A 13,460-nucleotide genomic window follows, 5' to 3' on the forward strand; every position below is an offset into this window, starting at 1 on the left:
TTTATTACAAATTTTGAAGATAAATCTTAGCTCAAACTAAAACAATATTACTATAAGGTAATTGGGATTTTGTTGTAATATGGTATGTTAACCCGGCTTCACCTTAACCGTCCATTCAAAATGAAAAGTAGAAACAATGTCGCCCATTTCATCTTTTCCAATAGATTTCATCCAGAAGGTTTGCCCCTCCCCCGTAGCCATGGTTTTTTCAATAGCCTGGTCGATTAAGTGCCCATCTTCACATATAAAAGTTATCTTTCCTTTGGCTTTTTTGGTAAAACTTGCCTTGTTATTGGCCACCAACATGGATATTTTTTTCTTTTCTTCCCTGATTTTACCAATTACAATGGCCCCGGTGGATAATTCGGCGGCCATGCCCTGTACCGCCCAAAACATCGAGTTAAACGGATTTTGGTTAATCCATCGGTGCTTTACAGAGGTTACACAATTTTTATCGTCAATTTTAACTACCCTAACGCCACATAGCCATGCAGAAGGTAACTTTATCATTGTAAACTTGTTGAGTTGCGATGGTGTAATTTTCATTGGATTCTTTTTACAGGCCGTAATTTATTCATAAATATTGAAATTCCCTGCACCTTTTTAATCTTAAATTTTTGTTAAAAATTAGTACTATGTTTTGCATAATACCTTTTTTTAGATATATATTTGCAATAGAAATTAGTTGGTTATGTATAAACTGACAGAAAATTCATCAATCAAAAACTAAAAAACGAACATGGAAACATCCATAAGCAAACATGAAAAAAACGTATCGGCAGTAATTCACCTTTCAACTTTTTCAAAATATTTTATCCCGTTCGGTAACTTTATAATTCCGTTACTTATATGGACATCAAATAAGGATAGGTTGAGTTTTGTTGACGAAAATGGCAAAGAAGCCATTAATTTTCAAATAAGCATTTTGCTCTATAGCATTGCGCTTGGAATTATTGTTATTCCCATTGTATTGTTTACAGCATGGGAGTTTGTGGGCTTTGCCGACCTTTTGGAACATAACACACACGAGATAAATTTCAATTTCGAACATTTATCGGGCTTGGGCGCAAATACTCTTGTATTGATTGTTGCAGGCATGGCCGGGGTTGGACTTTTGCTTATGGACCTGTTTTGTACCATCATTGCAACCTTAAGGGCCAACGAGGGTATTGTGTACCGGTATCCGCTGAGCATTAAATTTATAAAATAGAAAAGTATAATTTTAAATAAAGGCAACAATAAAATTCATCATCATCATCAATCCTAACGATATATATCGGGGGAAAATCAAAAAACGAACAGTTTAACAAAAAGTATCATGAAACCATGAATATAGAAAACACAAAAGCACAAATGCGCAAAGGGGTTTTGGAGTACTGCATCTTGTCTATTATTGAAAATGAAGATAAATATGCATCGGAGATTCTTGAGACCCTAAAAGACGCAAAAATGCTTGTGGTAGAAGGCACGATATACCCCCTACTCACAAGGTTAAAAAATGCGGGATTGCTAAGCTATCGCTGGGAAGAATCTACCTCTGGCCCCCCAAGAAAATATTATATGCTTACAGAGAACGGTAAACTATTTTTAAAAGAACTCGACACCACCTGGGACGAGTTAAGAAATGCAGTCAACCTGGTAACAAAATAAAAAACACTAACAATGAACAAGACTATAAATATCAATCTGGCAAACACCTTCTTCCACATAGACGAAGATGCCTATATAAAATTACAGCGCTACTTGGATGCCATAAAACGATCGTTTACAGATTCTCAGGGCAAAGCCGAAATTATAGCCGATATCGAGGCCCGTATAGCCGAACTGTTTTCTGAAAGGTTACAGCACGAAAGACAGGTAATTACCTCTAAGGAGGTCGATGAAATAATTACCATTATGGGCCAGCCCGAAGATTATTTGGTAGATGAAGAAATTTTTGATGATGCCCCAAAATCGCATAAATCGACTTCAGCAAAAAGCCATAAACAACTTTTTAGGGACATCGACCGGAAATATATTGGCGGTGTATGTGCCGGCTTAAGCTATTACCTGGGTATCGACGTGCTTTGGGTACGCTTGCTGTTTATATTGGTAACGGTACTATCGTCTGGTTTTGGAATATTTATCTACATTTTATTTTGGATATTAGTTCCAGAAGCAGCAACAACGGCTCAAAAAATAGCCATGACGGGAGAGCCCGTAAACATTAGCAACATTGAAAAAAAAATTCGTGAAGGTTTTGACGATGTTACCGAAAAGGTAAAAAGTGTTGATTATGACAAAATGGGCGCCTCGGTAAAAAAAAATTCCAAAAGTTTTTTCGATTCGCTGGTTAGCGTACTAATGTTCTTGCTAAAAGTCCTTGCAAAATTTATCGGTATTATTGTATTAATTGTTGCCGCCATTGTTTTAATAAGCCTTTTTGTGGGCCTATTTACGGCCGGAACCATAGATATTTGGGGCGCGCAACCATGGCGGGAATTTATTGACATTACCGTAAATGCACCGGTTTGGCTTATTTCGCTGCTTACATTTTTTGCCGTTGGCATACCGTTCTTTTTCTTGTTCTATTTAGGACTCAAGATTTTATTGAACAATTTAAATTCCATTGGCAATTTTGCCAAGTTTACACTGCTTGGGGTTTGGCTTTTATCTATCATCGGTTTGATTTCATTGGGAATTAAAACCGCTACGGATTATTCTTTTAATGCACTGTCGACCGAAACCGAATCCATTGCGCATTCCCCGTTGGATACCCTCGAAATTAGAACGGTGGAAGCTATCGGGTTAAAAAATAGGTATTACAGGGATTCTGATTTTGATATTGTTATAAACGACGGTGAAAAGATGATCTATCGCGAAGATATGGAGTTTAGGGTAGAACAATCGCCCGATGAAGAAATCCGCATAGAAATTGAGAAAAAATCGCAAGGAAGGAACTACGATGATGCCTTTGAAAGGGCAGACGATATTGAATATTCGTACAAACTTGAAAATAATGTTTTATATTTAAACAATTATTTAACAACCGATTACAAAAATAAATTTAGGGACCAAGAAATAGAAGTCACCATATATATTCCCGAAAATGCAATAGTGAGGTTTCATAATTCCACCTATTACAATATTGACGGACATATTAAAAACAATATGAATTATTACAGCAGCGGCCTGGCAAACCATGTATGGAAAATGGACAACCTTGGCGTTCTAAATTGCTTGGATTGCCCCGTTGAAGATTGGAACGATGAGAACGATGCTACGAACAAAGAGGCAGATACCCTTCAAAAAGCAGATAGCATCGTGAAAGATTCGGTTAAAGTAGATTCCATCACATTAAAAAATCAATAGACATTTATTTATCATAAATAGAATCAATAACTAATTAACAATCAATCAAAAAAACAAAATCATGAGTACATTAATAAAAGTAATTGTGGCATTGGTCATATCTATTTTCTTAACTTCCTGCAATTTTGACATCAATTTTTCCGGTGGAATTAAAGGCAACGGAGAAGTTGTAACCCAAAACCGGGAAGCCACGCAAACCTTCACTTCGGTTAAAGCTACGGAAGGATTGGATGTTTTTGTTACACAAGGCGACCAAACGTCTATTAAAGTAGAAGCCGATGAGAATGTTATCGACCTCATTGGGACAGAAATAAGAAACGGAAGGCTCCTTATTGAATGTAAGAAACAAATAGGAAGGGCAACCTCTAAAAAAGTATATGTTACATTGCCCACAATTGAATCTCTGGAAAGTTCCAGCGGTGCTTTATTGAGCAGTGCCGGAACAATAAAAGGCGATGCCATAAAACTGGATGCCAGCAGTGGCAGCGACATTAAGGTGGAATTACAGGTTAAAAACGTAAGTTCTCATGCCAGTAGCGGCGCAGAAATAGAGGTTTATGGAGTTACAGGCCATTTGGAAGCCCATGCAAGCAGTGGCAGCGATATTCACGCAGATAGGCTCAAGGCACGTAGTGTAGAAGCAAATGCCAGCAGTGGCGCCGATATTGATGTAAATGCATCCGAAGAAATTGCCATCCATAAAAGTTCGGGCGGGGACGTAGATTACAAAGGCTCTCCAAAAGTAGTGAGCAAAGTTAAAATCGATTAAACAACCGCTATAACCAACCTTGTAAAAGTCAGTTGAGATTCTTCCCAACTGACTTTTATTTTTTAGTGGTATTCCGCATTATGGCGTAATCATTTTATATCTTCGCAAAAACATTTTCAATGCAAGTCTCTTTAAAAAAATATGTACTGGAATTAAAGCACACCTTCAGTATTTCCAGGGAATCTCACGATTTTCAAGATAGTTTAGTCGTGGGCCTTACCCAAAACGGAAAAACAGGCTATGGAGAAGCTACCGCAAACCCGTATTACAAAATCACCGTTGCCTCAATGAAGGAGGAAATTAAATCTATTGAAGACGAAATCAATAATTTCGAGCTGGGCAATCCAGAAGATTTCCATGCCTTCTTAAAAGAAAGGGGATTGAGCAATTTTGCCATTTGTGCCCTCGATCTGGCCGCACACGACCTATATGGAAAGCTAAAAGAAAAACCGCTATATAAACTTTGGGGTACCTCAAATAAAAATTACCCTATTACAAATTACACCATTGGCATAGATACTATTGATAAAATGGTAGAAAAAGTGATTGAAAAACCATGGCCATTATATAAAATTAAACTTGGAACCAACAATGACCTTGAAATTATAAAAGAATTGAGAAAGCATACCAATGCTACCTTTAGAATAGATGCCAATAATGCATGGACGCCAGAGCAAACATTGGAGTTGGCCCCACAATTAAAAAAACTTGGGGTAGAATTTTTGGAGCAGCCCTTACATGCCGAAAACATTGAAGGCTATAAAGCAATTATTGATAAATGCCCCCTGCCCATAATTGCAGACGAAAGTTGTATTGTTGAAGATGATGTAGAAAAGTGTGCCGGCCTTTTTACGGGTATCAATATCAAGCTAACAAAGTGTGGCGGACTTACCCCTGCCCTTCGTATGATTAAAAAAGCAAAATCTTTAAACATGAAGGTCATGGTTGGCTGTATGACAGAATCTACCGTTGGCATTTCGGCCATAGCCCAATTATTGCCCCAATTGGATTACGTAGATATGGATGGGGCAATGCTTTTAAAACACGATATAGCCTCTGGCGTAAAAATATTGGAAGGAGGAGAAGTAGTATTTCCAAGCATAAATGGGAGCGGTGTAACATTGCTATAAAAGTTTATTTAAGTAATTACCCAGATGACACATTTTATTGATGATTTTCCCGGAAGAAACATAAAAACGGATAAAGGCGAGTTTCTTTATTTTGGCGGTACCGCCTATTTAGGCCTACAAACAAATAAAGATTTTCAAGAGCTTTTTATTAAAAACATTCGCAAGTACGGCACCAATTATGGCGCTTCCAGAAAATCCAATGTAAGGTTTTCCCTCTATGGTGAAGCTGAAAATTATTTGGCACATTTAGTAGGTTCTGAAGCTTGCGTCACGCTTTCATCGGGGTACATGGCCTCACAATTGGTCAGCCAATTTTTTAACGGCAATAAATTTGCAGTTTATGTGGCTCCCCATACCCATGAATCCCTTTTACAAACAAGCCTGTTGCCCTATAAAACATATGCCGGGCTAAAAAAAGACATAGAAAAGAACACACTAGGCACAACCCCGGTAATATTGCTGGACTCAATTGATTTCATGGGAATTAATTATCCTGATTTTGAAGGGCTTAAATCCTTACCCCTTAAAAAATGTATTGTTATTGCCGACGATTCCCACGGGTTGGGGATATTAGGGAAAAAGGGCGAAGGCATTTATAAACAGCTCCAAGCTTTAAATGCCAAAGAACTTGTAGTATGCGGATCTTTGGGAAAAGGTTTTGGAGTACAATGCGGCGCCATTTTTGGCACAAAACAAAGAATTGACCAGCTTACCAAAACTGCCTTTTTTGGAGGTGCTTCGCCCGCAGGCCCGGCAACTTTGGCAACTTTAATAGAAAGTCCGCCAATTTTAAATGCCCAAAGGGAAAACTTAAACAATAACTTAATTTTTTTTAAGTCGCTTTTAGCAGACAATAATCTTTTTATGCATATTGGACAGCATCCTACATTTACTTTTATGGATGAAGGCCTGACAAAACATCTTTATGAAAACAATATTCTTGTTACGAGCTTTAATTACCCAAAAGAAGATTCCCCGCTCATGAGCCGGATAGTAATTAGCGCATTCCATACTAAAAAGGATATTGAAACCCTTGCGGAAGCTATAAATTTATATGCATAAAAAAAGACCGAAAAAATCGGTCTTTTTTTAAAAATTTATATTTCTATTTTATTCTGGGGTATTCCACCAAAGTGGTGTTGTTAAACGTATAACAGGGCTATTATCTGGCATATTTTCATAGTTTCTATCTTCCTCATTATATTCATACATCATTGCTTCAATCCAATCATTATCATTAGGAAAAATATCCAAGTTAACATTTTCCGGTCTTTGTAAGCCAGGGTAAATATCCGAACTGTAATCCATCCTTCTCATATCAACCCAAGTTTCGGGGTTTAGCATATTGGCAATATATTTTTGAACCATAATATGCGATAAAGATATGTTGTTTACTCCTATTTCTGTATCCAATATATCAAGGTATTCGTTCATGGCAGCGGCAGGTACTTCAAGTTTTTCCATGTCTGCCTGTACCCCCATCTTTAAATCTGCAAAAGCACCAGCTTTATCACCAGATCTAAATTTTGCTTCGGCCTCGATAAATTTCACTTCACTATAAGTAAACATATAAGTTGGAGAATCCGGACTTGTATAAAAACCTCCATTTCCTTTTGAATAATTATCATCATATACTTGCTTACCACCCACCGTTTTTAGTTTTAACGTATCACCTGCCCCTACCATTATACCTTGAAAACCACCATTAACGGCTTCGGGGACAATAATGGGTAATCTTGGGTCCTGATAAGCCTCATTTATATTGAGCGGATTTTTGAGCAATTCAACAAAAAACTCTGAAAAATAGTCAATTCTCGACGATCCATATCCATCTTCGCTAAAAGGCTGATTAGAATTTTCAGCTTCTCCACCAACAAATCTAACCAAAGCATTTTCTTGATTTGATGCTATTGCCATTTCGCACAAAGCAATTATTTCATTGGCATCATATGCTAAGTCACCAGAATTTTTCTTACTTAAATGATTCATATAACGGGCTTTAATTGCATATGCAAACTTTTTCCATCTTTCTATATCTCCTTGATACAGTACATCCCCGCCTTCTTCATTTAATTTTATTTCACTTGGTTGATCCAATTCGGCAACGGCTTCATCTAATAACTGAAAAATTGTTTGGTAAACTTCTTTTTGAGTAACAAATTCCGGGGTCAAGTTCATTGAAGATTCCCCGTCATAGGTTTGGTCTGTTACAATATCACCATATTGGTCGGTTGTCATGCCTAAAATATAGGCCCTAAGAATTTTCCCGACCGCCGAATAATTTGGTGCATTGTATTCTCTACCGAGCACAATTAAATCGGCTGTATTCGGCAATGCGTATACATAAGCATTTTGCCATAAAAAATAATTCCCCGTTGTGAGCTCCTTGCTCCAAGTTTCAGAATAATAATTTTCTACATTTTGAGCCCCGTATTGTACAATGCCCAAAACTTCCCTAGAACCCCTATATTGTGCAGTTCCTGTAGTATTTTCAATAGCTCCCTGAATTCTATATTCAGGTTCTAATGAAGTTGTAGTAGGAGCTGTTTCCGAGCTGTTTACATCAAAGTAATCATCAGAGCACGAAGTACTAATAATAATTACCCCAATTCCTATATATTTTAATATTTTCATCTTTAATTGCTTTTAAAATGTGAATTTTAACCCTAAATCAAATCCTTTTGTATTTGGTGTACCCAAATTATCAATATATGTAGAACCTGCGCCAGAAATACCTGCGCCGAAGGTATTAACTTCGGGGTCTACTCCACTATAATCAGTAATTGTAAGCAAGTTTCTTCCGGTGGCATATAATTCTAATGCTGAAAGGGATAGTTTATCTAATATTTGCTGTGGAAATTTATAAGATAAGGTAACATATCTCAGTCTTGCAAAAGAACCATCTTCTATAAAGTTTTGAGAATTCAATGAATAATAATCTGTATAATATGCTTGATCTTTAACACGTGTTACCTCTTTTGGGTTTCCATCTGCATCAACACCTGTTAAAGTTATATTTTGTCCCCTGTCTAAGGTGTTTACACTTTGTCCGTAATATATCATTGCAGATTCCGTCGCATTATATATATCTTGCCCCTGAACTATGTCAAACAAGAATGAGAGAGACATATTCTTGTAGCTTAAATTATTGGTAATCCCCAATGTCCAGTCCGGCATTCTGTTCACATTTGTATATGTTTGGTCTGATAGAACAGGGAGATCCCTTGTGTCAATAATCATGTTTCCGTTGGCATCCCTTTCGGGTTGTTTCCCTCTTAACCCAAACAAAGAGCCATCTAGAATGGCTGCGCCCGCAGCTGAATTTCTGAATGTCCATGAATCCGACAGATATACTTCGTTTAAAAATCCCGGTAAATCTTCTACCGTACTTTCGTTCATGCCAAAATTAAAATCCATCGACCAGAATAACCCATCATTTTTGGGCCGTAAAATCTGAGCTGAAAGCAACGCTTCTATACCTTGGTTTTTAATAGAGCCCCCATTAAGCGTGGCATAAAAAGTACCTGTTGTTGGGGGAACGCGAATATCTTTTAATATTTGGTTATCAGACAAACTATAGTAATATGACATGTCTAGCGATATCCGGTTATTTAAAAAACGTACCTCTGCCCCGACCTCATAACTATCTGTAAATTCGGGTTCTAAATTTGGGTTGCCCACATTCACACCGTTCCATGCATAAGCAGAACTTGCCGCGCCATTTAAGTTTTTTCCTAAAGAGCTTTCCAAAGCCCCTATTGGCGCATCTTTTCCTACTTTAGCCCAAGTACCCCTTATTTTTAAATAATTAAGTCCACTATCCGATGAAATATCGAACAAATCAGTAAGTACCGCCGATGCCCCCACAGAAGGATAAAAGAAAGACCGCTTATCCTTTGGCAATGTAGAAGTCCAGTCGTTTCTTCCGGTTGCAGTTATAAACAAAGCATCTCTCCATCCTAATTTTAGCTCTCCAAAAAAACCGACAATACGCTTTCTTTGGATAAGCTCACTTATGCTTTGGTCTTCCATTGCCACATTTGCTATGCTGTATATTCCTGGCGCCTGAAACCCATCTCCCGTAGTGGTGGTTGTACGGATATCGAGTTCTTCAACCGAGTTACCGGCCATTGCGTCTAATGTAAAATCTTCTGTTATCTCCTTATTATACCTAAGCATAAGTGTTGAAGTAAACCGAGAGTAGTCTTTCTCGAATTGACTTATATAGCCATCTTCCCTATTGTCTACCAACGAACCATCGCCTGTTACTTTTTTATTAAATTCATTGTAATCATCTGTTCCTACCCTGTAGGTCAAATTAAAATCATTTAAAAAATTATAATTCAAGTTAATTACCCCTATTAATCTTTTTACATCGTCTGTATTGGGGCTATTTGCTATGCTCCAATATGGATTATCGAATTCCTGACCGCCATAAAAAGCTTTTTGGGAACCATTAGGGTTTAAATAATCTTTGGCATCTACCGTAACCGGATATGCCAATAAACTATTAAAACTTCCTCCAGTTGCATTTCCTTGCTTTGTACTGGAAATTTTTGTGTTGATATAATTTCCGGAAATGCCAATACTTAAATTTTTACTGAATTTTGAATTTGCATTTATTTTAAAAGATGTTTTATCATAACTTGTACTTGGAATAATTCCATCTTGAGACACATCGCCTATTGAAAAATATATATTACTTTTTTCATTTCCCGTAGAATAACTAACATTATGATTTTGTGTTATTGCCGTTTTATAAAAGTCATCTATATTTTTATAGATTGGAGTTCCAGGGCTTATTTGCTCTCCCCATGAAAAGGATGAACTTGGATTAATATCTCCTTCTGTATCCTGTTCGCCTTGACCATATGTAGTTTGTACGTCTGGTGTGCCCAATATTTTATCTACAGAAAGGGAACCTGAGTAACTTATTTTGCTAATCCCGGCTTTCCCTTTTTTGGTTGTAATAATTACCGCTCCGTTTGATGCTTGAATACCGTACAAGGCAGCAGCTGTCGGTCCTTTTAAAATTGATATATCTTCTATATCTTCCGGATTAATGTCGGAAGCCCTATTGGTACTTGCAACTTCAAGGCTTGAATTAGTTGAATTGTCTATTGGAATACCGTCTACAACAAACAAAGGTTGATTATTACCCGTAATAGAATTACCTCCCCTGATAAGTATTACTGAAGAAGAACCGGGTACACCACCTGAACTTGCTATTGTTACACCCGAAACTTTTCCCTGGAGCCCATTAACCATGTTGTTTTGGTTTCCCTCCAATAATTGCTCTGATGATACCGCTTGAACTGCATTGGCTAATGATTTCTTTTTTGCTGTTTCACCTAATGCAACCGACACTACTACCTCATCCAGACTGGTTGCATCTTCCTGTAATGTTACATCTATTGTTGTATTGCTGCCTACTTGCCTTGTTTGGGTTTTCATCCCGAGGTACGTATATGTCAGAACAGCGCTTGTAGATGCCTCTATTGTATATTTACCATCAAAGTCTGTAGTAGTTCCATTGCTTGTACCTTCTATCATTATCGATACCCCCGGCAATGGGGTTCCCTGTACATCGGTTACCGTACCACTTATATTTTGAGAAAACGCAAAGCTATACAGTAACAATAATGATATTGTTAAGAAAAGTTTTTTCATAGTTAAGTTAAATTTTAATGAAAAGTTAAAGTATTAAATAATACTTAAAAATTTAACTTTTTTAACAGTATTTGTTATATTCTGTAAATCAACACTTTACAACTATCGATTATTAATCTGTAAATTTTTTGAGGTAAATTTTTGCATAAAAAAACCCCTGAAAATCAATTCAGGGGTCTTGCTATAATAATGGTTTGTTTTTTTAGTTCTCGGCTTCACTTTTTACTACCAACCTGAAACCTTCACCATGTATATTGAGTATCTCTACATCGTCGTCCTTTTTAAGGTATTTACGTAGTTTTGCTATGTATACATCCATACTTCGGGAGGTAAAGTAATTATCGTCCCTCCATATTTTGGTAAGGGCGAGTTCCCTTGGCATTAAATCGTTTTCATGCAGTGCAAGCAAGCGCAACAACTCGTTTTCCTTTGGTGAAAGTTTTATGGGTTCTTCGTTTTTATAGGTAAGAAAACGCAATTTTGAATTTAGGTGAAACCCTCCTATTTCAAATTCAAACTGCTTGCTATCGGCTAGTGACTCCGTAGATTTTCTTTGGATTATTGCTTTTATTTTAAACAATAACACTTCAGAGTCGAACGGCTTGTTTAAATAATCGTCGGCTCCTACTTTGTAACCCTTTAGCACATCTTCTTTCATGGTCTTTGCCGTTAAAAAGATAATAGGGATGTTCTCATCTTTTTCCCTTATTTCTTTTGCCAATGTAAATCCATCTTTATACGGCATCATTACATCGAGTATGCAAAGGTCGTAATGATCTTTTCTAAATTTTTCATACCCTTCCATTCCATTTTTAGCCAAAGTAACATCAAAATCGTTCATCGATAAATAATCTTTAAGAACAATTCCGAAATTGGGATCATCTTCTACTAATAAAATCTTTTTATTTACTGTTTCCATATTTTTATATTAAAGGTAACTTTACAAAAAAGGTACTTCCTTTATCTTTTTCACTTTCGGCGTAAACTTCGCCCTGGTGGTCCTCAACAATGCTCTTTACATATGCAAGGCCTAATCCGTGGCCTTTTATGTTATGAATGTTCCCTGTTGATTCCCTATAAAATTTTTCAAATATCCGTTTCAATACTGCTTTGCTCATCCCTGCACCATGGTCTGTAATTTTAACAACAATGCTATTCTTCACCACTTCGGTATAAACATCGATTTCTGGTGCATCCGGGGAATATTTATTGGCATTATCCAGTATATTCACTAAAATATTGGTAAGGTGAAAATCGTTTCCTAATATTTCACTCCGCTCTGCATCCAAATGGGCTTTTATATAGCCGCCCCTGTTTTCTACCATTAATTCCACATGGGCTATTGCTTCATCAATTAAATCGTGTACATCTACTTTGTCCTTACTTATATCCAACTGGTTTTTTTCCAATTTTGATATCCGCAATACATTTTCAACTTGTGCGTGCATCCTTTTATTTTCGTCCCTGATCATTTGCAAATAGCGTTTTACCCTATCTTTATCTTCAAAAGCCTTGGGGTTTTTCATTGCGTCCAATGCCAAGTTGATGGTTGCTATCGGAGTTTTAAACTCGTGCGTCATGTTATTGATAAAATCTGTTTTTATCTCGGATATCTGCTTTTGTTTTATCAATTGATACAGAGCACTTGAATAGGCCACGATAATAATTAGGGTAAACACCACCGATAACAAGGCCATTTCAATAATGGAAGAAATTAAAAATTTCTTTTTCTCGGGAAAGCTTACAATTAGATCGTAGTTACTGTGCCCGTCGCTATCTATAAATAATGGTGTTTTGTACCTTGATGCCGCCAATTGAACGGTATTTCCTGAATGTACCCGCGTGGCGAGGCCCTTGCTAAATACCCCGTACTCGAAATTTAAGTTAACACCCCGGTTTTTTAGCTCTTTTTGCATGAGCAGTTCTATTTCTTGGGGCGTTACCCTTTTATGGATGGGCACCCTATTGGCCGCTTCTTTAAAAACATCGTCGAACTGTGCTTTTTCCAGTGCAGAGAAACCCCCAATTTTCTCGATGCGCTCTACGGGAGAATACACCTTACCATCTATACCGTATTCTTCTTTAAAAATTCGAGTTGTTCTCTTGCTCGTATAATTTTTTATGGTTGAAGAATCGGCATTAGTGTTATCAAAGAACGTTGAAGATATACCATAATCTTCCTCTAAAATTCCATGAGAATATATATATGTCTCATTGCTATTCCTATCTTTCTCAACAAAGAAGAATTCTTTGAGGTTCGACTCTTTTAGTGTACCAATACTGTCCCTTAGCGATATGTACTTATCAAAATAATCCCGAATCTCCCTATCCTGTATTTTTCCTGAAACAGAATGTAATACTTGGGAGATGGTATTGGAAAACTGTTCTTCTTTATCTTCTACTGCTGTTTTAATCCAATAACCTTGAACGAATATAATCCCCATTAAGGACAAACTCATCAAAATTACCAGAAGTACAAATAAGCGTCTACTCATTTGGTCAAAATTAAGGCTTTGTAATTAGGTATGTTAAGCATTTAA

At 36.9% G+C, this 13,460-nt stretch carries 11 protein-coding genes; 6 read left to right on the forward strand and 5 right to left on the reverse strand.

The features are described 5' to 3' along the window. Positions 1 to 87 precede the first annotated feature (87 nt). Positions 88 to 546 (reverse strand): DUF4442 domain-containing protein, encoded by a 459-nt coding sequence (locus tag UXI14_RS00635; RefSeq protein ID WP_335964339.1) that lies wholly within the window; start codon positions 544 to 546, stop codon positions 88 to 90. A 193-nt stretch (positions 547 to 739) separates the two neighbouring features. Here UXI14_RS00635 and UXI14_RS00640 point away from each other — a divergent pair, with 193 nt between their 5' ends. The 6 genes from UXI14_RS00640 (at position 740) to UXI14_RS00665 (ending at position 6,312) form a co-directional block, all read left to right on the forward strand. Further along, the gene (locus tag UXI14_RS00640) at positions 740 to 1,210 is read left to right on the forward strand and encodes a DUF4870 domain-containing protein (protein ID WP_335964340.1); all 471 of its coding nucleotides are present in this window, start codon (positions 740 to 742) and stop codon (positions 1,208 to 1,210) included. A gap of 116 nt (positions 1,211 to 1,326) precedes the next feature. Then, entirely contained in the window at positions 1,327 to 1,650 is a 324-nt protein-coding gene (locus tag UXI14_RS00645; protein ID WP_277898919.1) for a PadR family transcriptional regulator, read from the forward strand. 12 nt (positions 1,651 to 1,662) lie between these two features. Continuing rightward, entirely contained in the window at positions 1,663 to 3,351 is a 1,689-nt protein-coding gene (locus UXI14_RS00650; protein ID WP_335964341.1) for a PspC domain-containing protein, read from the forward strand. A gap of 61 nt (positions 3,352 to 3,412) precedes the next feature. Next, positions 3,413 to 4,120 carry a head GIN domain-containing protein gene (locus UXI14_RS00655; RefSeq protein WP_277898917.1) on the forward strand — a complete coding sequence of 236 codons (708 nt, stop codon included), beginning with the start codon at positions 3,413 to 3,415 and terminating at the stop codon, positions 4,118 to 4,120. A 119-nt stretch (positions 4,121 to 4,239) separates the two neighbouring features. Continuing rightward, positions 4,240 to 5,250, forward strand: coding sequence for a dipeptide epimerase (locus UXI14_RS00660; protein WP_335964342.1), 1,011 nt, complete (start codon positions 4,240 to 4,242; stop codon positions 5,248 to 5,250). 24 nt (positions 5,251 to 5,274) lie between these two features. Next, positions 5,275 to 6,312 (forward strand): aminotransferase class I/II-fold pyridoxal phosphate-dependent enzyme, encoded by a 1,038-nt coding sequence (locus UXI14_RS00665; RefSeq protein WP_335964343.1) that lies wholly within the window; start codon positions 5,275 to 5,277, stop codon positions 6,310 to 6,312. Positions 6,313 to 6,360: 48 nt separating this feature from the next. Here UXI14_RS00665 and UXI14_RS00670 read toward each other — a convergent pair whose 3' ends face one another. From UXI14_RS00670 to UXI14_RS00685, 4 genes are all read right to left on the reverse strand, one after another. Further along, complete coding sequence (locus UXI14_RS00670) at positions 6,361 to 7,884, reverse strand: SusD/RagB family nutrient-binding outer membrane lipoprotein (RefSeq protein WP_335964344.1); 1,524 nt, start codon at positions 7,882 to 7,884, stop codon at positions 6,361 to 6,363. A gap of 12 nt (positions 7,885 to 7,896) precedes the next feature. Continuing rightward, on the reverse strand, positions 7,897 to 10,920 hold the full coding sequence (locus UXI14_RS00675; protein ID WP_335964345.1) for a SusC/RagA family TonB-linked outer membrane protein: 3,024 nt from the start codon (positions 10,918 to 10,920) through the stop codon (positions 7,897 to 7,899). Between the two features lie 202 nt (positions 10,921 to 11,122). Then, a complete protein-coding gene (locus tag UXI14_RS00680; protein ID WP_277898912.1) occupies positions 11,123 to 11,839 on the reverse strand; it encodes a response regulator transcription factor in 717 nt (238 codons plus the stop codon). A 4-nt stretch (positions 11,840 to 11,843) separates the two neighbouring features. Further along, the gene (locus UXI14_RS00685) at positions 11,844 to 13,415 is read right to left on the reverse strand and encodes a HAMP domain-containing sensor histidine kinase (RefSeq protein ID WP_335964346.1); all 1,572 of its coding nucleotides are present in this window, start codon (positions 13,413 to 13,415) and stop codon (positions 11,844 to 11,846) included. Positions 13,416 to 13,460: the final 45 nt, after the last annotated feature.

The organism is Galbibacter sp. PAP.153 (genome assembly GCF_037029175.1).
GTDB classification, from domain to species: domain Bacteria; phylum Bacteroidota; class Bacteroidia; order Flavobacteriales; family Flavobacteriaceae; genus Galbibacter; species Galbibacter pacificus.

Excerpts from the sequence above, each read along its gene's own strand:
- UXI14_RS00635 (WP_335964339.1), bottom strand. The coding sequence starts at position 546 with ATGAAAATTACACCATCGCAACTCAACAAGTTTACAATGATAAAGTTA.
- UXI14_RS00640 (WP_335964340.1), top strand. The coding sequence starts at position 740 with ATGGAAACATCCATAAGCAAACATGAAAAAAACGTATCGGCAGTAATT.
- UXI14_RS00645 (WP_277898919.1), top strand. The coding sequence starts at position 1,327 with ATGAATATAGAAAACACAAAAGCACAAATGCGCAAAGGGGTTTTGGAG.
- UXI14_RS00650 (WP_335964341.1), top strand. The coding sequence starts at position 1,663 with ATGAACAAGACTATAAATATCAATCTGGCAAACACCTTCTTCCACATA.
- UXI14_RS00655 (WP_277898917.1), top strand. The coding sequence starts at position 3,413 with ATGAGTACATTAATAAAAGTAATTGTGGCATTGGTCATATCTATTTTC.
- UXI14_RS00660 (WP_335964342.1), top strand. The coding sequence starts at position 4,240 with ATGCAAGTCTCTTTAAAAAAATATGTACTGGAATTAAAGCACACCTTC.
- UXI14_RS00665 (WP_335964343.1), top strand. The coding sequence starts at position 5,275 with ATGACACATTTTATTGATGATTTTCCCGGAAGAAACATAAAAACGGAT.
- UXI14_RS00670 (WP_335964344.1), bottom strand. The coding sequence starts at position 7,884 with ATGAAAATATTAAAATATATAGGAATTGGGGTAATTATTATTAGTACT.
- UXI14_RS00675 (WP_335964345.1), bottom strand. The coding sequence starts at position 10,920 with ATGAAAAAACTTTTCTTAACAATATCATTATTGTTACTGTATAGCTTT.
- UXI14_RS00680 (WP_277898912.1), bottom strand. The coding sequence starts at position 11,839 with ATGGAAACAGTAAATAAAAAGATTTTATTAGTAGAAGATGATCCCAAT.
- UXI14_RS00685 (WP_335964346.1), bottom strand. The coding sequence starts at position 13,415 with ATGAGTAGACGCTTATTTGTACTTCTGGTAATTTTGATGAGTTTGTCC.